Source organism: Nakamurella endophytica (genome assembly GCF_014646215.1).
GTDB classification, from domain to species: domain Bacteria; phylum Actinomycetota; class Actinomycetes; order Mycobacteriales; family Nakamurellaceae; genus Nakamurella; species Nakamurella endophytica.
Genome location: NZ_BMNA01000016.1, coordinates 54,296 through 79,608, shown reverse-complemented (window position 1 = coordinate 79,608; position 25,313 = coordinate 54,296). Strand labels below are relative to the sequence as shown.

The 25,313-nt window shown below is 74.3% G+C and carries 25 protein-coding genes; 20 read left to right on the top strand and 5 right to left on the bottom strand.

The features are described from left to right. Nucleotides 1-62: 62 nt before the first annotated feature. The gene (locus tag IEY37_RS20245) at nucleotides 63-815 is read right to left on the bottom strand and encodes a CPBP family intramembrane glutamic endopeptidase (protein ID WP_188944733.1); all 753 of its coding nucleotides are present in this window, start codon (nucleotides 813-815) and stop codon (nucleotides 63-65) included. Nucleotides 816-928: 113 nt separating this feature from the next. On the opposite strand from IEY37_RS20245, the gene IEY37_RS20240 reads away from it, so the two are divergent. From IEY37_RS20240 to purL, 4 genes are all read left to right on the top strand, one after another. Continuing rightward, nucleotides 929-2,152 carry an acyltransferase family protein gene (locus IEY37_RS20240; protein ID WP_188944732.1) on the top strand — a complete coding sequence of 408 codons (1,224 nt, stop codon included), beginning with the start codon at nucleotides 929-931 and terminating at the stop codon, nucleotides 2,150-2,152. A gap of 163 nt (nucleotides 2,153-2,315) precedes the next feature. Continuing rightward, a complete protein-coding gene (purS, locus tag IEY37_RS20235) occupies nucleotides 2,316-2,621 on the top strand; it encodes a phosphoribosylformylglycinamidine synthase subunit PurS (RefSeq protein WP_188944731.1) in 306 nt (101 codons plus the stop codon). Next, entirely contained in the window at nucleotides 2,618-3,355 is a 738-nt protein-coding gene (gene purQ, locus IEY37_RS20230; RefSeq protein ID WP_188944730.1) for a phosphoribosylformylglycinamidine synthase subunit PurQ, read from the top strand. Before purS ends, purQ begins: the two co-directional genes overlap by 4 nt. Next, complete coding sequence (purL, locus tag IEY37_RS20225) at nucleotides 3,352-5,709, top strand: phosphoribosylformylglycinamidine synthase subunit PurL (RefSeq protein ID WP_229674703.1); 2,358 nt, start codon at nucleotides 3,352-3,354, stop codon at nucleotides 5,707-5,709. Before purQ ends, purL begins: the two co-directional genes overlap by 4 nt. Nucleotides 5,710-5,744: 35 nt before the next feature. Here purL and IEY37_RS20220 read toward each other — a convergent pair whose 3' ends face one another. Continuing rightward, the gene (locus IEY37_RS20220; RefSeq protein ID WP_188944729.1) at nucleotides 5,745-6,386 is read right to left on the bottom strand and encodes an alpha/beta hydrolase; all 642 of its coding nucleotides are present in this window, start codon (nucleotides 6,384-6,386) and stop codon (nucleotides 5,745-5,747) included. A gap of 88 nt (nucleotides 6,387-6,474) precedes the next feature. Between IEY37_RS20220 and IEY37_RS20215 the strand changes: the two genes are divergently transcribed. The 10 genes from IEY37_RS20215 (at nucleotide 6,475) to IEY37_RS20170 (ending at nucleotide 15,538) form a co-directional block, all read left to right on the top strand. After that, a complete protein-coding gene (locus IEY37_RS20215) occupies nucleotides 6,475-6,864 on the top strand; it encodes a sterol carrier family protein (protein ID WP_188944728.1) in 390 nt (129 codons plus the stop codon). 68 nt (nucleotides 6,865-6,932) lie between these two features. Next, nucleotides 6,933-7,475, top strand: coding sequence for a GNAT family N-acetyltransferase (locus IEY37_RS20210; protein ID WP_188944727.1), 543 nt, complete (start codon nucleotides 6,933-6,935; stop codon nucleotides 7,473-7,475). A gap of 172 nt (nucleotides 7,476-7,647) precedes the next feature. Then, on the top strand, nucleotides 7,648-9,000 hold the full coding sequence (locus IEY37_RS20205; protein ID WP_188944726.1) for a hypothetical protein: 1,353 nt from the start codon (nucleotides 7,648-7,650) through the stop codon (nucleotides 8,998-9,000). Between the two features lie 199 nt (nucleotides 9,001-9,199). Continuing rightward, entirely contained in the window at nucleotides 9,200-10,726 is a 1,527-nt protein-coding gene (purF, locus tag IEY37_RS20200) for an amidophosphoribosyltransferase (protein WP_188944747.1), read from the top strand. Nucleotides 10,727-10,942: 216 nt separating this feature from the next. Next, nucleotides 10,943-12,004 carry a phosphoribosylformylglycinamidine cyclo-ligase gene (purM, locus tag IEY37_RS20195; protein ID WP_188944746.1) on the top strand — a complete coding sequence of 354 codons (1,062 nt, stop codon included), beginning with the start codon at nucleotides 10,943-10,945 and terminating at the stop codon, nucleotides 12,002-12,004. Nucleotides 12,005-12,051: 47 nt separating this feature from the next. Then, a complete protein-coding gene (locus IEY37_RS20190; RefSeq protein ID WP_268238042.1) occupies nucleotides 12,052-12,483 on the top strand; it encodes an NUDIX hydrolase in 432 nt (143 codons plus the stop codon). Between the two features lie 98 nt (nucleotides 12,484-12,581). Continuing rightward, the gene (locus IEY37_RS20185; protein ID WP_188944725.1) at nucleotides 12,582-13,334 is read left to right on the top strand and encodes an urease accessory protein UreD; all 753 of its coding nucleotides are present in this window, start codon (nucleotides 12,582-12,584) and stop codon (nucleotides 13,332-13,334) included. Between the two features lie 172 nt (nucleotides 13,335-13,506). After that, entirely contained in the window at nucleotides 13,507-13,941 is a 435-nt protein-coding gene (locus tag IEY37_RS20180; protein WP_188944724.1) for a DUF2382 domain-containing protein, read from the top strand. Nucleotides 13,942-14,036: 95 nt separating this feature from the next. Continuing rightward, the gene (locus IEY37_RS20175; protein ID WP_188944723.1) at nucleotides 14,037-14,813 is read left to right on the top strand and encodes a TetR/AcrR family transcriptional regulator; all 777 of its coding nucleotides are present in this window, start codon (nucleotides 14,037-14,039) and stop codon (nucleotides 14,811-14,813) included. A 116-nt stretch (nucleotides 14,814-14,929) separates the two neighbouring features. Next, the gene (locus tag IEY37_RS20170; protein WP_188944722.1) at nucleotides 14,930-15,538 is read left to right on the top strand and encodes a DUF1707 domain-containing protein; all 609 of its coding nucleotides are present in this window, start codon (nucleotides 14,930-14,932) and stop codon (nucleotides 15,536-15,538) included. Between the two features lie 42 nt (nucleotides 15,539-15,580). On the opposite strand, the gene IEY37_RS20165 is transcribed toward IEY37_RS20170, so the two are convergent. Continuing rightward, nucleotides 15,581-16,771, bottom strand: a complete 1,191-nt coding sequence (locus tag IEY37_RS20165) for a zinc-dependent alcohol dehydrogenase (protein WP_188944721.1) — start codon at nucleotides 16,769-16,771, stop codon at nucleotides 15,581-15,583. Between the two features lie 73 nt (nucleotides 16,772-16,844). Further along, nucleotides 16,845-17,324, bottom strand: coding sequence for an SRPBCC family protein (locus IEY37_RS20160; protein WP_229674700.1), 480 nt, complete (start codon nucleotides 17,322-17,324; stop codon nucleotides 16,845-16,847). A 167-nt stretch (nucleotides 17,325-17,491) separates the two neighbouring features. On the opposite strand from IEY37_RS20160, the gene IEY37_RS20155 reads away from it, so the two are divergent. Next, the gene (locus IEY37_RS20155) at nucleotides 17,492-18,484 is read left to right on the top strand and encodes an SDR family NAD(P)-dependent oxidoreductase (protein ID WP_188944719.1); all 993 of its coding nucleotides are present in this window, start codon (nucleotides 17,492-17,494) and stop codon (nucleotides 18,482-18,484) included. Beyond that, on the top strand, nucleotides 18,481-20,103 hold the full coding sequence (locus tag IEY37_RS20150; RefSeq protein ID WP_188944718.1) for a phytoene desaturase family protein: 1,623 nt from the start codon (nucleotides 18,481-18,483) through the stop codon (nucleotides 20,101-20,103). Before IEY37_RS20155 ends, IEY37_RS20150 begins: the two co-directional genes overlap by 4 nt. Nucleotides 20,104-20,223: 120 nt before the next feature. Here the strand turns inward: IEY37_RS20150 and IEY37_RS20145 are convergent, their stop codons facing one another. Continuing rightward, entirely contained in the window at nucleotides 20,224-20,595 is a 372-nt protein-coding gene (locus IEY37_RS20145; RefSeq protein ID WP_188944717.1) for a VOC family protein, read from the bottom strand. Nucleotides 20,596-21,032: 437 nt separating this feature from the next. On the opposite strand from IEY37_RS20145, the gene IEY37_RS20140 reads away from it, so the two are divergent. The 4 genes from IEY37_RS20140 (at nucleotide 21,033) to IEY37_RS20125 (ending at nucleotide 25,310) form a co-directional block, all read left to right on the top strand. Beyond that, nucleotides 21,033-22,082 carry an ABC transporter substrate-binding protein gene (locus IEY37_RS20140; protein ID WP_188944716.1) on the top strand — a complete coding sequence of 350 codons (1,050 nt, stop codon included), beginning with the start codon at nucleotides 21,033-21,035 and terminating at the stop codon, nucleotides 22,080-22,082. Nucleotides 22,083-22,222: 140 nt separating this feature from the next. Continuing rightward, complete coding sequence (locus IEY37_RS20135) at nucleotides 22,223-23,014, top strand: ABC transporter permease (RefSeq protein WP_188944715.1); 792 nt, start codon at nucleotides 22,223-22,225, stop codon at nucleotides 23,012-23,014. 23 nt (nucleotides 23,015-23,037) lie between these two features. Further along, nucleotides 23,038-23,874, top strand: a complete 837-nt coding sequence (locus tag IEY37_RS20130; protein ID WP_188944714.1) for an ABC transporter ATP-binding protein — start codon at nucleotides 23,038-23,040, stop codon at nucleotides 23,872-23,874. Then, on the top strand, nucleotides 23,871-25,310 hold the full coding sequence (locus IEY37_RS20125; protein ID WP_188944713.1) for a sulfatase family protein: 1,440 nt from the start codon (nucleotides 23,871-23,873) through the stop codon (nucleotides 25,308-25,310). Before IEY37_RS20130 ends, IEY37_RS20125 begins: the two co-directional genes overlap by 4 nt. Nucleotides 25,311-25,313 lie beyond the last annotated feature (3 nt).

Here is a 25,313-nt window from a genome sequence, read left to right as displayed (position 1 = left end):
CGAACAAGATCAATCAGATCGTGTCATCACACCCGCTCAACCAACCTCTCCGAGCAGTACACCTATTGCAGCAGCAGCCAGGCGGCGACGAAGCCCAGCGAGTTGGTCGCCCAGTGCAGCAGCATCGTGGTCTTGATGCCCTTGCCGAGCCGGGCCAGGGCGCACATCAGCACGCCGGCCGCGACCATGGAGAGCACCGCGAGCACCGTGGTGACCAGCTGGTTGCCGCCCAGCACGTCGGCCACCGCGCGGTTGCCGCTGGCGATGCCGATGGACGGCAGGATGTGCCACAGGCCGAACAGCGCGGACGCGCCCAGCACCGGGCCCCACCGCCAGCGGATCGCCGGCGACGCCCCGAACAGCGCGGGCAGCACGCCGCGGAAGGCGACCTCCTCCAGCACCACCGTGCCGAGCGGGATGCGCACCAGCACCTGGTAGAGCATGACGCCGAGGCCGGACGTGGCCGCCCGGGAGTCCAGAAAGGCGTCCCTGGTCGCCGGGATCGCCATGCCAATCCCGAAGATCAGGGCGACGCCCGCGGTCAGCAGCAGGCCGATGCCGACCGGACGGTGCCAGTAGCGGATGCCGAGCCCGACGGCGACCGGGCCCGCCCCGCCGAGGTGCGCGACGAACAGCAGCAGCACCGCCACCGACAGGTTCCACGGCACGTACGCCGGGGCGGGAAGAACGCGGTTGGACATGATGTTGCTGACCACCAGCACCAGTACCGCGACGCCCAGTGCCGACAGGCGCCGCCGGCGAAGGTGCACACGGGACCGCAGCGGCCGCGCGGATACCGCGGCGGTGGATGCCATGTCCCTATGGTGGACCCCGGACCGCCGGGCGCGGGGGGCGAGCCGCCCGGGCGCGGAGCGGACGGTGGCCGGTGGTGGGCGAGACGCGACGAGCGCGGAGAGGTCGTGCCGGCATGGCGTGGCACCTGGGCGGCATCCGGCCGCCGGAGCGGGTCGATCCGCGGCGCGACCCGTACGCGGACTTCCTGCGCAGCGTGGCGCTCATGGTGGTCGTGCTGTGGCACTGGTGCTTCACGATCCTGATCTGGACCGACGACGGTCCCACCGCCACCAGCCCGCTGGGTTTCACCTCGGGCCTGTGGATCCTGACCTGGCTGCTGCAGGTGCTGCCGCTGTTCTTCGCCGTCGGCGCCTACGTGCACCTCAAGGCGTGGGAGCGCGCGTCCGCCCGGGGTGAGCGCATCTGGCACTTCGCGCTGCGGCAGGTCCGCGAGCTGGCGGTGCCGTCCGCGGCGCTGCTGGCGACATGGGTGGTGCTGGGGATCGTCGTCGGCTCGGTGTTCGACATCGGGTGGATCGGCCGCGCGGTGCTGCTGGTGGTCTCGCCGCTGTGGTTCGTCGCCGCGTACCTGGCGCTGGTGGCGCTGATGCCGCTGACCGTCTGGCTGCACCGCCGCTTCGACACCGTGGTGCTGGTGGTCCTCGGCGGCATGGCCGTCGTCGTCGACCTGCTCCGCTTCCGCTACCACGTGCCCTATGTCGAGTGGGCCAACATGCTCTTCGTCTGGGGGTTCGCCTTCCAGCTCGGTTACTTCCACGAGCGGCTGGCCGGCCTCGACAGGCCGGAGGCGCGCACCCCGTCCGGCAGGGTGGACTGGGCGGCGCAGACGCCGCAGACCCGGCGGACCGCCTGGGCGTTGACCCTGACCGGGCTGTTCGGGCTGGTCGGGCTGGTCTTCTCGGGGCTGTACCCGGGCTCGATGGTGGGCGTGCCGGGCCAGGGCTCGAACATGGCCCCGCCCACCCTGTGCATCGTCGCGCTGACCGCCTTCCAGCTCGGCTTCGCCGAGCTGATCCGCCCGGTGACGGTGCGGGCGCTCGCCGCCGGTGGCGGCTTCGCCCGGGTCACCGGGCTGGTCACCGCGTTCGCGCTGCCGCTGTTCCTGTTCCACACCACCGGCATGGCGCTGTCCCGGGCCGTCGAGTGGACCATCTTCGGCAACCGCACCGAGGCCGTCGTCCCGACGCTGTCCTGGTGGCTGCTGCGGCCGGTAGCCGTCGTCGGGCCGCTGCTGGCCACGCTGCCGGTGATCTACCTGTTCGTCCGCCGGCACCGCCGGCACCAGGAGCACCGCCGGCTGCGTCACCCCGGAGGCGAGGTGCGGGCCGCGCACTGAGCGCCGCACTGATCCTCGCGGGCGCCGGGCGCGCCCGGTGCGGGCCGGGCCGGCGCGCCGACCGCGTTAGGCTGGTGCCCGTCCGCCGCTGATCGCCGGCGATCTGGCATGCCGGTCCGTGGAGCTGCCGGGGCGCCGGTCCACCCCGAACCGGGAGTCCCGCGTGGCCCGCGTAGCCGTCGACGTCGTCATCAAACCCGAGATCCTGGACCCGCAGGGCAAGGCCATCCTGGCCGCGCTGGGCCGGGGCGGGCACTCCGGTGTGCTGGCCGTCCGCCAGGGCAAGCACTTCGACCTCGAGGTCGACGAGTCCGTGTCGGACGAGGACCTGGAGGAGATCGCCGGCACGCTGCTGGCGAACCCGGTCATCGAGACGTGGACGGTGACCCGGCTGGACGAGGTGTCCGCGTCGCCGGCGGCGGCGCTGCCCGGTGCCGCGGCCGGCGAGGACGCGGCGGTGCTCCGGTGACCGCGACCGCACCGGCCTCCGGCGGCCCCCGCATCGGGGTCATCACCTTCCCCGGGACCCTGGACGACGTCGACGCCGCCCGCGCCGTCCGGTACGCCGGCGCCGAGCCGGTGTCGCTGTGGCACGCCGACGCCGACCTGCGCGGCGTGGACGCGGTGGTGGTGCCCGGCGGGTTCTCCTACGGCGACTACCTGCGGGCCGGCGCGATCGCCGCGCAGGCGCCGGTGATGCGCTCGGTGATCGACGCGGCCCGCGGCGGGCTGCCGGTGCTGGGCATCTGCAACGGCTTCCAGGTGCTGTGCGAGGCCGGCCTGCTGCCCGGGGCACTGGTGCGCAACTCCGGGTTGAAGTTCGTCTGCCGGGACCAGTGGCTGCGGGTGGAGAACACCAGCTCGCCGTGGACCACCCGGTACGAGCCGGGCGCCGAGATCCTCGTTCCCCTGAAGAACGCCGAGGGGCGGTACGTCGCCGACCGGTCCGTGCTCGACGAGCTCGAGGGGGAGGGGCGCGTGCTGTTCCGCTACATCGGCGGCGGCACCGCCGACGGGCCGGTCCCGGACACCGGCAACCCCAACGGCGCCCTGCGGGACATCGCCGGGATCTGCTCCGCCGACGGCCGTGTCGCGGCGCTGATGCCGCACCCCGAGCACGCCATCGACCCGCTGACCGGCCCGACGGACGACGGCCTCGGCATCTTCCTGTCCGTGCTCGACGGTCTGGGTGTCGCGGCGTGACCGGCAGCACCGGCACCGTGCCGGGGACCGGCACGGCGCCCGTCCAGGACACCGTGGCGCAGGCGGCGCGGACACCCGATGCGCGCCAACCCTTCCGCGAGCTGGGGCTCAAGGACGACGAGTATGAGCGGATCCGCGAGATCCTCGGCCGCCGGCCGTCCGACGCGGAACTGGCCATGTACTCGGTGATGTGGTCCGAGCACTGCTCCTACAAGTCCTCCAAGGTGCACCTGCGCTACTTCGGCGAGACCACCACCGAGGCCATGCGGTCGGTGATGCTCGCCGGCATCGGCGAGAACGCCGGCGTCGTCGACATCGGCGACGGCTGGGCCGTCACGTTCAAGGTGGAGTCGCACAACCACCCGTCCTACGTCGAGCCGTACCAGGGCGCCGCCACCGGCGTCGGCGGCATCGTCCGCGACATCCTGGCGATGGGCGCGCGTCCCGTCGCCGTCATGGATCAGCTGCGGTTCGGGCCGGCCGACGCGCCGGACTCGCAGCGGGTGGTGCCGGGCGTCGTCGCCGGCGTCGGCGGCTACGGCAACTCGCTGGGCCTGCCGAACATCGGCGGCGAGGTGGTGTTCGACCCGTCCTACGCCGGCAACCCCCTGGTCAACGCGGCCTGCATCGGCGTGCTGCGCGCCGCCGACATGTACACCGCCCACGCCAGCGGCGCCGGGAACAAGGTCATCCTCTACGGGTCCCGGACCGGCCTGGACGGCATCGGTGGGGTGTCCGTGCTGGCCTCCGAGTCGTTCGCGTCCGGGTCCGGCGGGGACCGGAAGAAGCTGCCCAGCGTGCAGGTCGGCGACCCGTTCGCCGAGAAGGTCCTCATCGAGTGCACTCTCGAGATCTTCCGGGCCGGGATCGTGGTGGGTATCCAGGATCTCGGTGGCGCGGGCCTGTCCTGCGCGACGTCGGAGCTGGCGGCCGCGGGGGACGGCGGCATGGCCGTCGACCTGGACCGGGTGCCGCTGCGGGCCAGCGGCATGACGGCGGCCGAGATCCTGTCGAGCGAGTCGCAGGAACGGATGTGCGCGGTCGTCGAGCCGGACAAGGTCGACGCCTTCTTGGCCGTGTGCGCCAAGTGGGAGGTCGAAGCCGACGTCATCGGCGAGGTGACCGACACCGGGCGGCTGGTGATCACCCACCACGGCGAGGTGGTGGTCGACGTGCCGCCGCGGACGGTGGCGCACTGGGGGCCGGTCTACGAGCGTCCCGTCGAGCGCCCGGACTTCCAGGACGCGCTGCGCGACAACGGATCCGGATCGCTGGCGCGGCCGGCGGCGGGCGAGCTGCCGGCGCTGATCCTGCGCATGGCGGCGTCGCCCAACCTGTGTTCCCGGGCCTGGATCACCGACCAGTACGACCGGTACGTGCGGGGGAACACGGTGCTCGCGCAGCCGGCCGACGCCGGCATCGTCCGGGTGTCCGACGACGTCCCGGGTGGCCCGGGCGATCCCGACCGGCCGCTGTCCCGGCGCGGGCTGGCGATGTCGACGGACTGCAACAGCCGCTATACCCTGCTGGATCCGTACACCGGGGCGCAGCTCGCGCTCGCCGAGGCGTACCGGAACGTCGCCACCACCGGCGCGGTGCCGCTGGCGGTCACGGACTGCCTGAACTTCGGCTCGCCGGAGGACCCGGGCGTCATGTGGCAGTTCCAGCAGGCGGTGCGCGGGCTCGCCGACGGCTGCGTCGAGCTCGGGATCCCGGTCACCGGCGGCAACGTGAGCTTCTACAACCAGACCGGGGCCACCGCGATCCTGCCGACGCCGGTGGTCGGCGTGCTCGGCGTCATCGACGACGTCACCCGCCGCACCGTGCCCGGCATCGGCCACGACACCGGCGAGTCGCTGCTGCTGCTCGGCACCACCCGCGACGAGCTGGACGGCAGCGAGTGGGCGTCGGTGGTGCACGGCCACCTCGGCGGCGTGCCGCCGCGGGTGGACCTGGCGGCCGAGCGCCTGCTCGCGCAGATCCTGCTGGCCGGCTCCCGGGACGGCATGATCTCGGCCGCGCACGACCTGTCCGAGGGCGGGCTGGCGCAGGCGCTGGTCGAGATGTGCCTGGTCGGCGACACCGGCGCGCGGGTGGTGCTGCCGGACGGGGACGGCCCGGCCGACCCGTTCGTGGCGCTGTTCTCCGAGTCGTCGGCCCGCGTGCTGGTGGCGGTGCCACGCACGGAGGAGCTCCGCTTCACCGAGATGTGCACCGCGCGCCGGCAGCCGTGGGCCAAGGTCGGCGTGGTCGACGCCGCGTCCCGGACGCTGGACATCCAGGGCGTCGGCGAGCTGTCCCTGCCGGAGTTGCGCGAGGCCTGGACCGGGACGCTGCCGGCGCTGTTCGGCTGACCGGCACGGCCTCGCCGGGGGACCGGGCACCCCCGTCAGCGGTGGGCGGCCTGCGCCCGGACCTGCCGGACGCCCTGCCAGGCCCGGCGGTGCCACTCGCGCCACCGGCGCAGCATGGTGTGCTCCAGGCCGGGCAGCACCAGCTGGTCGATGCGGGCCCCGGTGTCCCGGGCGGCGCCGAGCCACGCCCGGGTCCCCGGCTCCGGGCACTCGGTGTCGCGGGTGCCCTGCAGGACCACGAGCGGGCGGCCCGCGGTCTGCTCCACCGGATCGCCGGCCGGCAGCCACGGGGCGAGCAGCACCGCGCCGGCGACCGCGTCCGCGCCGAGCAGCCGCGCAGCGACCCGGCCGCCGAGGGAGTGGCCGAGCAGCACGATCGGCACCCCGGGGTAGCGCGGACGGAGCACGCCCAGCGCCCATCCGGCGTCCCGCAGCGCTTCCGCCCCGGTGCCGTTCCAGCCGTGCTCGGCGAAGCGGAGCCGGAACACGGCCGCGTCGCTCACGTGCCGGGCCACCGCCCGCGCGATCGGCACCAGCCGCAGCACCGCCGGGTCGAACCAGTGACCGCGGACGTGCGAGGTCTCCTCGCTGCCGCCGTGCAGCAGCAGTACCACGCAGCCGGGCCGGCGGGGAGCGGCCGTGGCCGACAGCACGGCCCCGTCCGGGGAAGCGGTCACCAGGCGGCTCCGGTGGTCGGTGGGCTCGGGTCGCGCGGCGCCGACCGGGCCGCACCGCACCCCGGACGCCGCCGTTAGCGTGGCCATCATGCCCAGACGCGCTGTGACGGCCGGCGAGGCGTCGGCCGCGCTCGCCGCCGCCGCCGCGGCGGACCTGGCCGCCGTCCCGACGGCCGAGCTCCGGTCGTGGGTGCGCACCACGCTGCACTGGTTCGCGCAGCGGCATCCGGGGCGGTCCGTCGAGGTCCGGGTGCCGCCGGTGGCCGCGGTGCAGGCCATCGAGGGTCCGCGGCACACCCGCGGCACGCCGCCCAACGTCGTGGAGATGACGCCGCAGGTGTGGTTGTCGCTGGTGTCCGGCCGGCAGACCTGGGCCGCCGCGGTGGCGGCCGGCAGCGTCCGGGCGAGCGGGACCAGGGCCGACCTGTCGGCGCAGCTGCCGCTCGACGCGCCGCCCGCCACGGGCGGACCGGGCTGACCGTGGCCGGGTCGTCCCGCCCGGGAGACCGGCCCGCCGCCGGGTCCGACGGTGTCACGGTGGTTCCGGTGACGGCCGCGACGTGGCCGGCGCTGGTCGACCTGTTCGGCCCGGCCGGCGCGTCCAACGGCTGCTGGTGCCAGTACTGGCTGCTCGGACCCGGGTACCACCGGCGCCCGCGCGTGCAGAACCGGGACGACCTGCAGCGGTCGGTGCTGTCCGGGCCGCCGCCCGGGCTGCTGGCCGTGGACGGCGCCGGCACCGCCCTGGCCTGGTGCCGGGTGGGACCGCGGTCGGAGCTGGGGTGGCTGGACCGGCGACCGGCGTCCGCGCCGGTCGACGACCGTCCCGTCTGGTCGGTGTCCTGCTTCTACGTCCGGCGCGACGCCCGGCGACAGGGCTGGACCTCCGTGCTGGTCGACGCCGCCGTCGAGCACGCCCGCCGGCACGACGCTCCGGCCGTCGAGGCGTGCCCCGTCGACACCGCGATCCCGGGCGCCACCCGCAACCTGTTCCCGGGGGTCGCCTCGGTGTTCCTGCGGGCCGGGTTCACCGAGGTCGCCCGCCGGGTACCGGATCGTCCGGTGCTGCGCCGCGAGCTGCAGCGCTGACCGCTCCGGCAGCGCCGGGACCGCGGGCTGTGGGCGGGGTCACCCCACACCGGGGACCGGTCCACAGCATCGCCACAGGCCCGTCCGGACAGTGGACGGTGGAGCGGCACGAGCGCCGGCGCTGGACGCCGGCCGTGGCGTGGGTCTCGCGGCGACGGCGGACGGAGCAGGGATGCGGGTGCGGCGGTGGGCGGCGGTCGTCGCGGTGACGGTCGCGCTCGCGGCGGCGCTCGTCGTCCTGGTGCAGCTCACCCGGGACGGCGCCGCGCCGACCGACGGCATCCACGGCACCGACGCCGCGGGCACCGGCGCGGCAGCTCCGCCCGTCCCGCCGGCCTCCCGAGCGGGCACGGTCACCGTGCCGCGGCTGGGCAGTGGCGCTTCGGCGTCGCGGGTGCCGTCCACCGCGGTGCCGACGCCGGCCCCGACGACGCCCAGCAGCCCCGCCCCCGACACCGGCGGGTCCCCGGCCGGGACCAGTTCCCGGGCGGATCCGTCCGCGGTCGGGCCGGGCGCCACGCCGCCGTCCGTCCCGCCGGCCGACCCGACCTCCGCTCCCACCTCCGCTCCGAGCTCCGATCCGTCGACCGTCCCCACCGCGGCCGCCGCCCCGAGCACCACGCCGGGCTCAGCGGTCGCGGGACCGACCGGATCCTCGACGCCGGGCGGGGCCGGGGACGGCACGTCCGCGCCGGACCCGCACGGTGACCTGGCGGGTCCGACCCTGACCACCGCGGCCGCGTGGCCGACGCTGCAGCCCGGCCGGATCCTCGACGACCGCTCCGCCGACGACGTCGCCCGCGACGTCCTGGACGCCGTGGACGAGGCCGCCGACCTCGGTGTCCGGCAGCACGTCGCGGTGCTCGACCGCAGCACCGGCGACGTGGTCGCCGCGGTCGGCCAGGACGACCAGGTGCCGTCGATGAGCCTGGTCAAGCTGTTCATCGCCACGGATGTGCTGTCCAGGGCCGGCGGCGTCACGCAGCTGGACGCCGACACCGAGCAGCGCCTGTGGACGATGATCACCCGGTCCGACGACGGCATCGCGCAGGACTTCTGGGACGCCGACGGCGGGCCGGAGATCGTGCAACGCACCGCGGTCCGCTACGGCCTGGCGGACACCGAGGCGCCGTCCGACCGGTACTGGGGCGACGTCCAGGTCACCGCCGCGGACCTGGCGTCCTTCCTCGACCAGGCGCTGCAGCAGACCGGCGTGGGGCCGTGGCTGACCTCGGCCATGCTGTCGGCCGCCGACACCGGGGACGACGGGTTCGACCAGGACTTCGGGATGAACGCGGTGACCGGCGCCGGCTCCAAGCAGGGCTGGGGGTGCTGCCTGTCCGGGGTGCTGGCCCTGCACTCGGTCGGTTTCACCGCCGACCGGATCGTCGTCGTGCTGTCCACCGCGGAGCCCGACGCGCCGAGCGAGGATCTGCAGACCGCCGACGACCTCTCCGACGACCCGGGGGCCCGGACGTCGATCGCGGCGGTGACCCGGACGGTGGCCGCCGCGGTGGGCTCGTGACCCCGGCCCCCGCGGCCCGCGCCGGGCCGCCCCGGGAGCCCGCCACCGGGTACAGTGGGTTACCGCTGTTCCCGAGTCCGCCAGGGACCTCCGGACGACCGGAGACCTGACGCCCCGCTGTCCACCACTGCGACAGGAGCACGGTTCCGTGGGTCCCTCCCCGTCCCGTCCGACCAGGTCGGCGGTGACGTCCCTGCCGATGCCGTCCGCCGGTGCACCCGGGACCGACCTCGACACCAGGGACCTCGAGGGCCCCCGCGAGGAGTGCGGCGTGTTCGGCGTCTGGGCCCCCGGCGAAGAGGTGTCCAAGCTCACGTACTACGGCCTCTACGCGCTGCAGCACCGCGGCCAGGAGGCGGCGGGCATCGCCGTCGCAGACGGCAGCCAGATCGTGGTCTTCAAGGACCTGGGCCTGGTGTCGCAGGTCTTCGACGAGCAGACCCTGTCGTCGCTGCGCGGGCACATCGCCGTCGGCCACTGCCGCTACTCCACGACGGGCTCGACCACCTGGGAGAACGCGCAGCCGACGTTCGCGACGACCGAGGTCGGGTCGGGCCTGGCGCTGGGCCACAACGGCAACCTGGTGAACACCGCCGAGCTGGCGCTGCTGGCCAACAACCTGCCCGGGCGTTCCGGCCGGTCCAAGTGCACCACCGACTCGGACATCCTCACCCGGCTGCTCGCCGCCGCCGCGACGGACTCCGGCGTCGAGGCGGCCGCCATGTCGCTGCTGCCCACCCTGCGCGGGGCGTTCTGCCTGGTCTTCTGCGACGAGCACACGCTGTACGCCGCCCGGGACCCGCAGGGCGTCCGGCCGCTGGTGCTCGGCCGGCTGGACCGCGGCTGGGTGGTCGCCTCGGAGACCGCCGCGCTGGACATCGTCGGCGCGTCGTTCGTCCGCGAGGTCGAGCCGGGGGAGCTGCTGGCCATCGACGAGGACGGCCTGCGCAGCGAGCGGTTCGCCCCCGCGGAGCCCAAGGGCTGCGTGTTCGAGTACGTGTACCTGGCCCGGCCGGACACCACCATCGCCGGCCGCGGGGTGCACGCCACCCGCGTCGAGATCGGCCGCCGGCTCGCCCAGGAGGCGCCCGTCGAGGCGGACCTGGTCATCCCGGTGCCGGAGTCCGGCACGCCGGCCGCCATCGGCTACGCCCAGGCGTCGGGCATCCCGTACGGCCAGGGGCTGGTCAAGAACGCCTACGTCGGCCGCACCTTCATCCAGCCGTCGCAGACCATCCGGCAGCTGGGCATCCGGCTGAAGCTGAACCCGCTGCGGGACGTGATCCGCGGCAAGCGGCTCGTCGTCGTCGACGACTCGATCGTCCGCGGCAACACCCAGCGGGCGCTGGTCCGGATGCTGCGCGAGGCCGGCGCCGTCGAGGTGCACGTGCGGATCGCCTCCCCGCCGGTGCGGTGGCCCTGCTTCTACGGCATCGACTTCGCCTCCAGGGCCGAGCTGATCGCCAACGCCGGCGACGTCGAGGCGGTCCGTCGCTCGATCGGGGCGGACTCGCTCGGCCACGCCTCGCTGGAGGCCCTGGTGGCCGGGTCCGAGCAGCCGCGGAACCGGCTGTGTGCCGCGTGCTTCACCGGCGAGTACCCCATCGCCATCCCCGAGCAGATCGGCAAGCACGTGCTGGAGGGCATCGAGCGGGGTGTCGCCGGCAGCGCGTCCCCGGTCCCGGTGGCCGCGTACGGGGCCGCCGACGCCCTGACCCGGCCGTGACGGTGTGCCTGTCGCCGTCCCTGTCGCCGTCCGGACCGCTGCCGTCCGGACCGATGCCGTCCGCCCCGCCGTCCGCGGGACCGCAGTCCGCTGCGACCGCCCCTCCCGCCGGGACGGCCGGTCGCACCCGAGGAGCCGTGCCTGGTGAGTGACGTGCAGACCGACCCGTCCGCGACGGGCGAGCAGCCGCGCCCGGTCGACGACCGCCGCCACCCCATCGGCTCCGGCGTCTCCTACGCCGGGTCGGGCGTGTCCATCGCGGCGGCCGAGCGCGCCGTCGAGCTGATGAAGCCGTACGCCGAGAAGACCCGCAGGCCCGAGGTGCTCGACGGGCTCGGCGGTTTCGCGGCGCTGTTCAAGGTGCCGCTGCACCGCTACCGCGACCCGGTGCTGGCCTCGTCGTCGGACGGCGTCGGCACCAAGTCGGTGATCGCCCAGGCGCTGGACGTGCACGACACGATCGGCATCGACCTGGTCGCGATGGTCGTGGACGACCTGGTGGCCAGCGGCGCCGAGCCGCTGTTCCTGCAGGACTACATCGCCTGCGGGCAGGTGGTGCCGGAGCGGATCGCGGCGATCGTCGCGGGCATCGCCGAGGGCTGCCGGCTGGCCGGCTGCTCGCTGGTCGGCGGCGAGACCGCCGAGCACCCCGGCATCATGGCGGCGGCCGACTACGACCTGGCCGCGATGGCCGTGGGCGTCGTCGAGGCGGACGCGATCCTGGGCCGGGACCGGGTGCGGCCCGGCGACGTGGTCATCGGCATGCAGTCGTCCGGACTGCACTCCAACGGCTACTCGATGGTCCGGCACGTGCTGCTGGACATCGCGCGGCTGCGGCTGGAAGGGCACGTCGAGGAGTTCGGCCGGACCCTCGGCGAGGAGCTGCTGGTGCCCTGCCGGGTCTACGCGCTCGAGTGCCTGCGGCTCGCCCGGGAGACCGACGTGCACGCCTACGCCCACATCACCGGCGGCGGGCTGGCCGGCAACCTGGCGCGGGTCGTCCCGGACGGGCTGACCGCGCGGCTGGACCGGCGCAGCTGGACGCCGCTGCCGGTGTTCGGCTACATCGCCGGGCACGGCCGGGTGCCGCGCGAGGAGATGGAGAAGGCGTTCAACATGGGCATCGGCATGGCCTGCGTGCTGCCCGCCGCGGACGTCGACCGGGCCATGGCCGTCCTCACCGCGCGGCACGTGCCGTCGGTCGTGCTCGGCACCGTGGAGCGGTCCGGACCGGACGACCCGCGGGTCGTCCTGGAGGGCGAGCACCCCCGGTTCTGAGCGGCCGGGTGCCGGCCCGGCCGGGTCCCGGCGGGTACGGTTCCGCGGTGCCCGCCGACGTCCGCATCGCCGCCTACGGCGTCCTCGTGCAGGACGGCGCCGTCCTGCTCACCCACTGGAACGAAGAGGGTCGCACCGGGTGGACGCTGCCCGGCGGCGGCCTCGAGGACCTGGAATCCGCCCAGCAGGCCGCCGTCCGCGAGATCGCCGAGGAGACCGGCTACCGGGCCGACCTCGGACCGGTGCTCGGCGTCGACTCGCGGTTCGTCGCGCCCGCCGACCGGATGCACCCGAACGGCGACCGCCCGCTGCACGCGCTACGGATCGTCTTCGCGGCCCGGGTGACCGGCGGCGAGCTGGCGCACGAGGTCGGCGGCTCCTCGGACGAGGCCCGCTGGGTGCCGCTGGACCGGGTGGCCGAGCTGCCGCTGGTCTCCCTGGTGCCGCTGGCGCTCGGCTGGTGGCGCGAGCACCGCTGACCCCGGACCACGGGCGGATCCCGGCGTCGCGGCGACCTGCTGGCAGGCTGGCGGCGACCCCGGCGGACGGCCCGGGGCCCGGCAGGCGGGGAGGTGCGGTGGCGGGCAGGTCCGGGTCGACGCGGGTCGAGGTTTCCGGCTCGCCGGAGCGGCCGCGGATCCGGACGTCCTCCGGGATGCTCGCCGCCCGGATCCTGTCGGGTCCGACCGCCACCGCGGATCCGGTCCGGGTGGCGCTGGTGGCTACCCAGGCGCTGCTGCTCGGTGGCGACCACGCGGAGTTGTCCGTCCGGGTCGGTGCCGGCCTCGACCTCGAGCTCGTCGAGGTGGGCGGCACCGTCGCGTACGACGCCGACGGCCGCGGATCGGCGTGGTCGGCCGATGTCGAGATCGACCGCGGCGGCCGGCTGCGGTGGGCGGCGGAGCCGTTCGTCGTCGCCGACGGGGCCGCGGTGCAGCGCCGGACCGGGATCCGGCTGGCCGAGGAGGCGGCCGCGGCGCTGCGGGAGACGTTCGTCCTGGGCCGGACCGGCGAGCGGGGCGGGTCGCTGGTGGCCCGGACCCGTGTCGACCTGGTCGGCGCGCCGCTGTACGCGGAGGACCTCGACCTGTCCGATGCCGATCTGCGGTCCCGGCCGGGCGTCCTCGGTCCGGCGCGGGTGCTCGACCAGCTCGCCGTCTTCGGCGGTCGGGCACCGGACGTCGCTGGTCCGTCCGGTGCCGGGTGCCGGCGGTTCGAGCTGGACGGGCCCGGCACCGTCATCCGCTACCTCGGTCCGGAGCTGGCCCGGTCGCCGCTCGCGGACCTCTGGCAGCGCTGGCGGCCCGGTCTCTGCGCCGTCCGGGTGTAGCCGGTGGCGGCCCGGGTACCGGCACCGGGCGACGCGTGCGGCGAGGCAGGTGTTCCCGCGGCGCGCGCTCCGACCGGTGTCCCGGCCGGCTGACGAAAGGACTGCGCCCGTGCGACCCGACCCGTCCGACGACCGCGTACCCCCTGTGCCCCCGGTGGCCGGCCATGCCGCCGTGCCCCAGGTGCCCGCCGACCCCACCGGCCCGGGCGTCGGCTCCGGCCCGGGCGCGGCGGCCGGCGCCCCGCCGGCGATGACCCGGTCCGAGGAGCGGCTCAGGGTCGGCACCACCCGGGTGCCCGTGGAACGGGCGCGCCTGGTGCGGCGGGTCGTCACCGAGACCCGCACCGTCACCGTCGAGGTGGCGCACGACGAGGTGGAGCTGGTCCGCGAGCCGTGGGACGGGGCCGCGGCGGCGCCGGACGCGCCGGCGGGCGGACCGGGCTGGCTGGTGCTGTACCGCGAGGAGGTCGAGGTCGTCCGGCGCCGGGTGCCCGTCGAGCGGGTGCGCCTGGACGTCTACCCGGTGACCGAGCAGCGGCAGGTCGAGGCCGAGGTGCGCGCGGAGCGGATCGAGCTGGACGGCCGCGACGTGGACAGCGCCGGCTGACCGGCTGCGCCGGGCCTCGGCACGGTGTGACGCTGTTTGACGGAGTCCCGCGGCCCGGCGCACCATCCGTCGGTGAACAGCTCGGCGGCCGGACGGTGACCCTCTCGGCCGGCGGGCGTGGCGGTGGCCGCCTGGCGTTGCTCGCCGCCGCCAGGGCCGAACTGGCCGAGCACGGCCATGCGTCGATCGGCCTGCGGGCGGTGGCCCGCCGCGCCGGGATGTCGCACGCCGCGCCCACCTACCACTTCGGGGACCGGTCCGGCCTGCTCACCGCGGTCGCCGCGGAGGGCTTCCGGGAGCTGGCGGCCGCGCTGCGCGCGGTCGTGGACGGTGGGCGGCGCCCCGACCTGGCCGAGCTGGGTGGGGCGTACATCGACTTCGGGCTCGCCCACCCGGCGTTGTTCGATCTCATGTTCCGGCCGGCCGAGCTGGTCCTCGACGACCCCGAGCTGACCGCCGCGGAGACCGAGGCGCTGTCGATCCTGGGGTCCGTGGTGCAGGGCACTGCCGGGTCGGCCCCCTCGGGGTCGGCTCCCTCGGCCGGCACTGCGGGCGCGGCCGGCACTGCCGCCTCGGCCGGCGCGGCCGGCACTGCCGTCTCGGACCCCTCGGCCGGCGCTGTCGAATCGCTCGGGTCGCCCGCCGCCCCGCGCGGCGCGGACGGCGCCGCGGGCGATCGCACGCCGCCGCCGCTGGCACTGGTCAGCTGGGCGGTGGTGCACGGCCTGGTGGTCCTGGTCCGCGACGGTGCGCTGCAGAACGCCGTCGGCGGCGACCCGGCCCCGGCCGCGGCGGCGGAGCTGGCACACCGCCTGGCCCGGTTGGGCGCCGAGCGCCTGCTCTCGCGTCCAGTCCACCGGTCACGCCCTTGACAGTGTCAAGCCTGAGGGGCACCGTGGGTGAAGCCAGCTTGACACTGTCAAGTGCTGGTTGAAGCGCTCGGGAGGTCACGATGGGCTCGTGCCGCACACACCGCGGATCGCACGACGTGGGCCAGGGGGGACGCTCGGGACCGGGTTGGCCGCTCGCCGCCCTGCCCTGGGCTCCCGGAGGGCCCGGGTGGCGGGCGGCGCCGCCGTGGCAGCGCACCGCCCCCCGGCCGTCCTACGACACCGCGGACACCCTGGGTCCCCCGCCGGTCGGCGTCGGGATCGGCGTCGCGGATCCGTCGGTCCGGATCGGCGACCGGGAGCGCCAGGCCGCCCATGCGGTGCTCGGTCGGGCGCTGGCCGAGGGCTACCTGTCGGTGGCCGAGTTCGACGACCGGTCCGCGCGGACGTGGACGGCGACCACCGGCGCGGAGGTGGACCGCCTGCTCGACGACCTGCCGGTGGCCGAGTTGCGACGCTCGGATCCGTCGGCCCGGGCCGCCGCGCGGGCGGCGGCGCGCCGGGAGTCCCGGCGGCACCTGTGGTCCTGGCTGGCCCTGTCGGCGCTGATGGTCCTCATCTGGCTGGTGATCGCCATCCCGACCGGCGCCTGGTACCCGTGGCCCGTCTGGCCGGTGCTGGGCACCGGCATCGGGGCGGTCGCCCACACGGTGCAGGACCGCCGAGCCGGGCCGAACGGTGAGGCGCTGCCGGCGGTCCGGCGCTGACCCCGGTGCGGCTGCCCGCCGGGCAGCCGCACCGGAGCGACGTCAGGGGGCCAGCACCACCTTGATGCAGCCGTCCTCCTTCTTCTGGAAGGTCTCGTAGGCCTGCGGCGCCTCGGCCAGCGGCACCCGGTGGGTGGTCAGGTCCAGCGTGCCCAGCGGGTCGGCCGGGTCCTCGACCAGCGGCAGGATGTCGTCGATCCACTTCTTGACGTTGCACTGGCCCATCCGCACCTGCACCTGCTTGTCGAACAGGTCCATCATCGGCATCGGATCGGCCGTGCCGCCGTAGACGCCGCTGATCGACACCGTGCCACCGCGGCGCACCGCCGAGATGGCGTTGTGCAGCGCGGTCAGCCGATCCACACCGCTCTTCTCGATGAGCGTGCGGGCCACCGCGTCCGGCAGCAGCCCGACGGCCGCCTGGGCGAGCTTGCCGGCGGTCGCGCCGGCCGAGCCGTGCGCCTCCATGCCGACCGCGTCGATCACCGCGTGCGGGCCGTACCCGCTCGTCAGCTCGATGAGTGCGGTGGGGACGTCATCGACGGTGGCCGGATCGAGCACCTCGATGCCGTGCCGGGCGGCCATCACCCGCCGCTCGGGGACCGGGTCGACGCCGATGACCCGGAAGCCCAGGTGGCGGCCGATGCGGGTGCAGAACTGGCCGACCGGACCGAGGCCCAGCACCGCGAGCGTGCCGCCGTCCGGCACCGCCGCGTACGCGACCGCCTGCCACGCCGTCGGGAGGATGTCGGACAGGAACAGGTAGCGCTCGTCCGGGCCGTCGGGACCGATCTTGATCGGCCCGTACTGGGCCTGCGGCACCCGCAGGTACTCCGCCTGCCCGCCGGGCACCGAGCCGTACAGCGAGGTGTACCCGAACAGCGAGGCGCCCTTGCCCTGCTCCTTGACCTGCGTGGTCTCGCACTGGGACTGCAGTCCCTCGGTGCAGAACACGCAGTGTCCGCAGGAGATGTTGAACGGGACGACCACCCGGTCGCCCGGCTTGATCTGGGTGACCCCGCTGCCGACCTCCTCGACGACGCCCATCGGCTCGTGGCCGAGGATGTCGCCCTCGGCGAGGTAAGGCCCGAGCACCTCGTACAGGTGCAGGTCGGACCCGCAGATCGCCGTCGAGGTGACCTTGATGATCGCGTCGGTGGGCTCCTGGATCCGCGGATCCGGGACCTCGTCCACTCGGACGTCCCGCTTGCCGTGCCAGGTCAACGCCTTCATGCCGCTTCCTCTCGTCGGTGGGGGCCGCGGCGACGGTGGCCGCGGCGTGCGTTCGGGCGGCGGATCGCCGGGGTCAGCCCCGGGCGCGTCCGGTCGCCACGTAGTCGAGGCGCCGCAGCGTCTCGGTGTTGCGCCAGTGCAGCAGCGCGTGCCGCACGGCCGGCGGGATCAGGGTCCCCGGTCCCTTCACCGCGTCCTCGGTGATCGCCACCCGGCAGCCGTCGGCCGTCGGCGACAGCGTGATGGTGATCTCCGCCTCGCCGGCCGGCCAAGCGCGCCCGCGCAGCTTCAGCAGCCGGTCCGGCTCCATCTCCAGCACGCTGGTGGTGTCGTCGATCAGGGCGGGCCAGCTGCCGACCGAGTGGTGGATCTTGGTTCCCACCGCCGGCCAGCCCGGTTCGACGTCGCGGATGCGTCCGGCGCCGACGACCCAGACGGCGTAGAGCCAGCCGTCGCGGAGCACGTCGAAGACGGCCGACGGGGGGCACTCCAGGTCGCGCGTCGTGGTGGCGGCCACTTCTGCTCTCCTGTCGCCGTCGGTACCTGCGGTCACCCTCTTCTACCCCCGTCCCCGCGCAGCGAAACCGCCGCCGCAGCCGGCCGGGCGACCGCGGCCCGGTTGGTCGCGGCCCCGTCGGGGCACAGTCCACAGCGCCGGCCGCCGCCTCCGCGGTCCCGCGGGCGCGAGCACCGGCCATCCGACGAGAGGGGACGGACACCGTGAGCGAGCAGGGCACGACCGCGCGGGCACAGGTCGCCCTCGTCACCGGGGCGTCGAGCGGCATCGGGCGCGCCACGGCCCGGGCGCTGGCCGCCCGCGGGTGGTCGCTGGTGCTCTGCGCGCGGTCCGCGGACGGGCTGGCCGCCGTCGAGGCCGAGTGCGTCGCCGCCGGGGCGCCGGCCCTGGCGGTACCCACGGACGTCGGCGACCGGGGACGGGTCGAGGACGCCTTCGCGGCGGCAACCGAGCGGTTCGGACGGGTCGACGCCGTCGTCAACTCGGCGGCGGTCGTCGGCTACGGCCGCTTCGAGGACGTCCCGGCGGAGGTCTACGACCGGGTCGTCACGACGAACCTGCTGGGGACGGCCAACGTGGCGCGCGCCGCGCTGGCGCACTTCAAGGAGCACGGCGGCGGCCGCCTGGTGCTGATCGGCTCGTTGCTGGGCAAGATCGCCGTGCCGTTCATGAGCCCGTACGTGACCAGCAAGTGGGGGGTCCAGGCGCTGGCCCGGACGCTGCAGGTGGAGGCGCGCGAGACGCCCGGGATCCAGGTCAGCCTGGTCTCGCCGGGCAGCATCAACACCCCGGCGTACCTGCAGGCGGCCAACTACGCCGGCTGGGAGGGACGGCCGCCGCCGCCGATCGACCCGCCGGAGAAGGTGGCGGCCGCGGTGCTGCGCTGTCTGGACCGGCCGCGCCGCGACGAGGGTGTCGGCGTGTTCAACCCGGTCGTGGTGCTCGGCTTCCGGATGCTGCCCGCGCTGTACGACCTCCTGGTGACGCCGCTGGCCAAGGTCGGCGCGCTGTCGCGGCGGGCGCTGGAGCCGTTCGCCGGCACGGTGTTCGAACCGCGGCCGGCGGCCGAGGAGGTCCACGGCGTGTGGGACCGCTGGGGCCGCCGGCGGTCGGAGGCGCCGCCGTCCGGCACCGGCGCGCAGTCCGGGGCGACGGGTGACCCGGGCCCGGCGACGCGGGCGGGGGGCGGGGCATGACCCGCGAGACCGTCGACGCCGTCGTGGTGGGCGCCGGGCCGAACGGGTTGGTGGCGGCGAACGCGCTGGCCGATGCCGGCTGGAGCGTGCTGCTGCTGGAGGCCAACCCCGACGTCGGCGGCGCCGTCCGGCACGCCGAGGTCACCGTGCCCGGGTTCGTCTCCGACCTGTACAGCGCCTTCTACCCGCTGGCGGCGGCGTCGCCGGTGATCCGGAACCTGGACCTGCAGGACCACGGCCTGACCTGGGTGCATGCCGGCGACGTGCTCAGCCATGCGCTGCCCGACGGCCGGTCGGTGGTGCTCTCCCGCGACCCGCAGCGGACCGCGGCGAGCGTCGAGGCGTTCGCGCCCGGCGACGGGCAGGCATGGCTGGGGATGTTCGAGCAGTGGCGCCGGATCCGGGACCCGTTGCTGGACGCCCTGTTCGTGCCCTTCCCGCCGGTCCGTGCGGCGCTGTCGCTGCTCGGCCGGACGCGGGTGCGCGGCGCGCTGGACCTCGCCCGGCTGGCAATGCTCCCGGTCCGCAGGCTGGCGCAGGAGAACTTCTCCGGCGACGGCGCCGCGCTGCTGCTGACCGGCAACGCCATGCACAGCGACGTCCCGCCGGAGTCCGCGGGCAGCGGTGTCATGGGGTGGCTGTTGGCCATGCTCGGCCAGGACGTGGGCTTTCCCGTCCCGCAGGGTGGTGCCGGGAACCTCGCCGAGTCGCTGCGCCGGCGGCTGGAGTCCCGCGGCGGCCAGGTTCGTACCGGCGCGCGGGTGGACCAGGTGGTGGTGTCCGGCGGCCGGGCCGTGGGGGTCCGGTGCGCCGACGGCACCGCGGTCCGCGCCCGCCACGCGGTGCTCGCCGACGTCGCGGCGCCCACGCTGTACCGCCAGCTCGTCGGCCCCGGGCACCTGCCCGGGCAGTTCCTGGCCGACCTGGACCGGTTCCACTGGGACAACCCGACGCTGAAGATCAACTGGGCGCTGTCCGGCCCGGTGCCCTGGCGGGCCGAGGACGCCCGCCAGGCCGGAACGGTCCACTACGGCGTCGACCTGGACGGCTTCGTGGACTTCGCCGGCGACCTGACGGTGGGCCGGGTGCCGCGGCACCCGTTCGTGCTGTTCGGCCAGATGACCACCACCGACCCCACGCGGTCGCCGGCCGGCACCGAGTCGGCGTGGGCGTACACGCACCTGCCCCGGCAGGCCCTCGAGCGGGGCGACGCGGGTGCGTCGCCGGAGTCGGCCGACGTGCTCGCCGCCCACGTGGACCGGGTCGAGGAGCACCTGGAGACGGTGGCGCCGGGCTTCCGCGACCGGGTGCTGGCGCGGGACGTGCAGACGCCGCGGGACCTGTCCGCCACGGACGCCAACCTGGTGCACGGCGCGATCAACAGCGGCACGTCCTACCCGCACCAGCAGCTGGTCTTCCGGCCGACGCCGGGGTTCGGCCGCCCGGAGACGCCGATCCCCGGCTTGTACCTGGCTTCGGCGTCCGCGCATCCCGGCGGCGGCGTCCACGGAGCGTGCGGCTGGAACGCCGCGCGCGCCGCGCTGCACACCGCCGGACCGCGACACGTCGTGCGGCGCGCGCTGTTCCGGACGGCCTGGGGACGCCTGCTGCGTCCCTGACCGGTACCGGTACCGACACGGGCTCCTGCACCGGCACCGGCACGGGCTCCGGCCGGTGCCGGCTTGTGCGGTGCCGGCGTCGCGATGGCGCGAGGGGCGGCGGCCGCCCCCGCCGCCGGGTCAGATCTCCGGCGCGTCCTGGCGGCGGTGCTGCAGCACGTTCACGACGTGCCCGTCCGGGTCCCGGACGAAGAAGCGCCGGACCCCCCACTCCTCGTCGCTGACCGGGTAGACGATCTCCGCGCCGGCCTCGACGGCCTTGCGGTAGGCGGCGTCGACGTCGGTCACCTCGATCGACACCTCGGGGTTCATCGGGCCGGTGGTGTCCTCGGTGACCAGGGTCAGCTGGGCCTGGGGCCGCTGCGGGTCGGCGAGGGTGGCCACCCACGCCTCGTCCATCACCACCGTCAGGCCGAGCACGTCCTGGTAGAAGGCGGTGGCGTCGGCCAGGGACGCGGTGGTGAGGTCGGGGACGATACGTCGCACGGTCATGGCCCCATCGTGCCCGCCCGCCGTCCGCGCCGCCGCGCGCGGGTCCCGCCGGCCGCGTGGGGTGACCTGCGCCGCCGGAGCGCCGGTCGGCGCCTCTGTGGACGAGCCGGGACGGCAGGGAGCCGAGCTTGCGCGGCCCTGCGGACGATGACGCGCGGCTGCCGCGGACCGATGCCGTTCCGTGCGGTTGTCCCCTTGACGACCGGCGCTCATCACCGTAGTTTGGCGGCAACCTTCGCAAGGATCTGTGAAGAACCGCAAGGAATTGCAACAGACGGTGCGCTTGCTGTGAGCGTGCCGTGGCACGTGCGAAGCGTCCTCCGCTCCACTACCGTCCCCGGACGCGGGTGGCCGGAGGCACTCTGCGACGGCCGACCACTCGGAGACGGCGGCGTCCCTCGCTGTCGTCACGCGACAGCTGATGGAGGCTCTGGGCGATGCGTGAACTGACCCGCCGGCAGGCATTCTCCACCGCCGGATGGCTGACTCTCGGCCTGGCCGGCGGTAAACTGCTGGCCGGCTGCGGCTCGGACTCCTCCGGCGGCAGCACCTCGGGCGGCGCGGACGCAGGCACCGTGCGGTTCGCCTACCAACCCGGGTTCGCCTACGGGCTGTACTACGTCGCCCAGCAGAAGGGTTGGTTGACCTCCGTCAAGCTCGACCCGATGACGTTGTTCAGCAACGGCACCACGCAGATCGACGCGGTCGTCAACGGCAACTTCGACGCCACCGTCCAGGGTTTCGTGCCGATCCTGACCCGCGCGGCGGCGGGCCAGCCGGTCAGGATCATCGACGTGGTGGACAACAGCGGCCGAACCTACGCCGTCGTCGGTAACGGCGACATCGACGGCCTCGAGGGGCTCAAGGGCAAGAAGGTCGGCATCAACCAGGGCTCCAACTACGACTACTTCCTGTCCCAGGCACTGCAACAGGCGCAGATGACCAAGGGGGACCTCCAGCTGATCAACTTCGCCGACCCGGCCAAGGCGCAGGCGGCTTTCCTGGCCAAGCAGGTCGACGCGATCGTGCCGATCACCACGAACCGCGACGCCATCCTCAAACAGCGTCCGGACGCCAAGGTGGTCTTCTCGGCCACCGAGATGAGCGGCACGCCCTTCGCCATCTACGACCTGATGACCACGACCGCGGACGGCCTGTCGGCGCACCGGTCGGCACTGGCGGCCCTCTCGGACGTCTTCCACACCAAGGTCTACGACTACGTGACCGGTTCCACGCAGTCGCAGGCGGTCGACGACCTCTACAACTGGCAGACGCAGGTGGTCAAGGCGGAGGTCGCCAAGGACGACATCGCCAAGAACATCAAGGCGTTCGACTTCTACCCGAAGAAGGATGCCGCGGACATCGTCGGCGGGGGCAAGCTGCAGAGCTTCCTGGAGTCGATCGCGCAGTTCCTGGTCGCCGGCAAGGTGCTGGACAAGGTGCCGGACATCAAGTCGATCATCGACGCCGGCGTGCTGAGCGCATGACAGCGCGCCATCCGGTCGCCCCGGACCGGCCGTCGGTGCCGGACGGCGCCGCTGCCCCGCCGACGTCTGCGGCGGTGCCCGCTGCTCGGACGATGTCCCCGAACCGGACCGGGCCCGACCGGACCCGGACCGAAGCGGAAGTGGTGCGAGGCTTCCGGCGGGCCGTCCGACGCCGACGGCAGTGGCAGTGGTCACTGGGCGTCGCCGCGATCGCCGTCGTCGTCCTCGTGTACTGGGTCCTGACGCTGACCTCGGACAACCCGGCCCTGCTCCCGCCTCCCGGCGAGATCCTGCAGGGCTTCGTCGACGGTGTCCGGGACGGTAGCCTGGTGGACGCGACCCTGGCGAGCCTGCGCAGGGTCGCGATCGGCTACGGGATCGGGTGTGCGGTGGCCGTCGTCGTCGGCAGCCTGCGCGGCTGGTTCCGCTTCGTCGGCTACATCCTCGACCCGATCGTCGACGCCCTCCGGCCGGTCCCGGCGCTCGCGTACATCCCGCTGGTCATCCTCTGGTTCGGCATCGGGGAGTCGGCGCGGATCCTGGTGATCGGGGTGGCGTCCTTCCTGTCCTGCATCGTCAGCGTGACCGCCGGCATGCGCCGGGTGCCTCCCGTCTACGTCGACGCGGCCCGCACCATGGGCGCCCGCCGGACGCGCATCTTCCTCACCATCGCGCTGCCGTCGTCGGTGCCGTTCATCTTCGCGGGCCTACGGGTGGCGCTGGGTGCGGCGTGGGGCACGCTGGTGGCCGCTGAGCTCATCGCGGCCCAGACCGGGTTGGGATACCTGCTGCAGGCCGGCCAGGAGTTCTTCCACACCGAGATCGTCATCGTCGCATTGATCGTCATCGGGGTGATCGGATTCCTGATGGACGCACTGCTGCAAGCCGTGGAGTCGTGGCTGCTGCGCTGGTCGCCGGAGACCCGCCGATGACGGCCGGCCGGAAGGAGACGGATGTGCCCTCCCTGGACGGTGCCGGGACGGCGGCCATGGCCGCCAGGTCCATCCAGCACTACTTCCCGACGGGCAGCGGCAAGCGGCCGCTGCTGGTCCTGGACGACATCTCCTTCGACGTCCCGCCGGGCGCCTTCGTGTCCATCGTGGGTGCGTCCGGATGCGGCAAGTCCACGCTGCTGCGGATCTTCGCCGGGCTGGTGCGGCCGACGAACGGCCACGCCGAGCTCGGCGGCCGGCCGATCACCGACGCGGACGCGCACAAGGGCATGGTCTTCCAGGAAGACGCCGTCTTCCCGTGGTTGACGGTGCGGCAGAACGTCGAGTACGCCCTCCGTGCCCGCCGTACCGATCGCAGCCGGCGCGGGGGCATCGCCCGGGAGTGGATCGATCGGGTGGGTCTCACCGGGTTCGAGGACGCCTACCCGCGCCAGCTGTCCGGCGGCATGCGCAAGCGGGTGGACCTGGCCCGCATCTACGCCTCCGACCCCGAAGTGCTGCTCATGGACGAGCCGTTCGGCGCCCTGGACGCGCAGACCCGGCTCAAGCTGCAGGAGGAGCTGCTGCAGCTGTGGGAACAGCGGCGCAAGACGGTGCTGTTCGTGACCCACGACCTCGACGAGGCCGTGTACCTGTCGGACCTGGTCGTCGTCCTGGCCGCGCGGCCGGGGCGGGTGGCCAGCATTCACCCGATCGACATCCCCCGGCCGCGTACCTACGAGACCCGCGGGACTGAGCGCTTCCGGCAGCTGACGGTGCAGCTGTGGCACGAGATCGAGAGCCTGGACCGGACCTCGCGGTCCGCGACGGACCCGCAGGCGCCGGAGGTGGTGGCATGACGCCGCCGCCGGCGCGTCCGAACATCGTCCTGGTGATCACCGACCAGCAGCGGTTCGACACCATCTCGGCGCTGGGGTACGAGTGGGTCGACACCCCGCACCTGGACCGGCTGGTCCGCGAGGGCACCGCATTCACCCGGACCTACGTGACGGCGCCGTCCTGCGCCCCCTCCCGCGCCAGCCTGTTCTCCGGCATGTACCCGCACTCGACCGGCGTCCTGCGCAACGAGGAGGAGTGGCACCACTCGTGGGTCGAGCTGCTGGCCGCCGCGGGCTACCACTGCGTGAATGTCGGCAAGATGCACACCTATCCCTACGAGGCGCCGGTGGGCTTCCACGAGCGCCACGTGGTGGAGAACAAGGACCGCGACACCCCGACCCTGCCGTTCTTCCTGGACAACTGGGACAAGGCGTTGTGGGTCCGCGGGGAGCGCAAGCCCACCCGGGTCACCCTCCGCGACCGCGCGGACTACCGAGAGCGGCTCGGCGCGTTCCAGTGGGAATTGCCGGCCGACCTGCACGCCGACAACTTCGTCGGCGACCTCGCGCGCGAGTGGCTGCACCGGTGGACGGGCAGCGGACCGTTCTTCCTGCAGATCGGCTTCCCGGGCCCGCACCCGCCGTACGATCCGACTCCCGAGGCGCTGCAGGCCTACTCGGACCGCGACGTACCGATGCCGCTGCGTAGCCGGGCGGACCTGGACGCGCAACCGGAGGTGCTGCACGGCGTCCGCCACGAGCACCACACCCACGACCACGACGCGGTCGTCCACCTCGAGGACCCGACAGACGAACAGCTGCGCCGGCAACGCCGGCACTACGCAGCGAACATCACCATGATCGACGCCCAGATCGGCGCGCTACTACAGGCTCTCAACGAGCGAGGGGTCCTGCAGGACACGGTGTTGCTGTTCACCTCGGACCACGGGGACTGCCTGAACGACCACGGGCACAGCCAGAAATGGACGATGTACGAACCGAGCGTGCGAGTCCCGGCGATCGTCTGGGGTCCGGGGCGGGTGCGCGCCGGCCAGGTGCTGTCCGGTCTGACGGCCCACATGGATCTCGGCCCCACCGTGCTGGAGCTGGCCGGGCTGACCCCGCCGGCGTGGATGGAGGCGCGCTCGCTGCTCCCGGCGCTGCGCGGCGACGACTATCCCGGGCGTCCCCAGGCCTACTCGGAGCACGCCCGGGACTCGATCCTGGCCGGCACCCTGCTGATGACCATGATCCGCGACGACCGGTGGAAGCTCGTCGAGTACCTCGACCCGGACACCGGCCAGCTCTTCGACCTGGCTGCTGATCCCGGCGAGGAACGCGACCTCTGGGGCGATCCGCGCCACGCGGATGTCCGGGCGGAGCTGCTCGCCGCCATCCACCGCTGGCGGGCGGAGAGCGAGTTGCACACCTCCGCATGGGCGAGCAACTTCCGGTGAGCC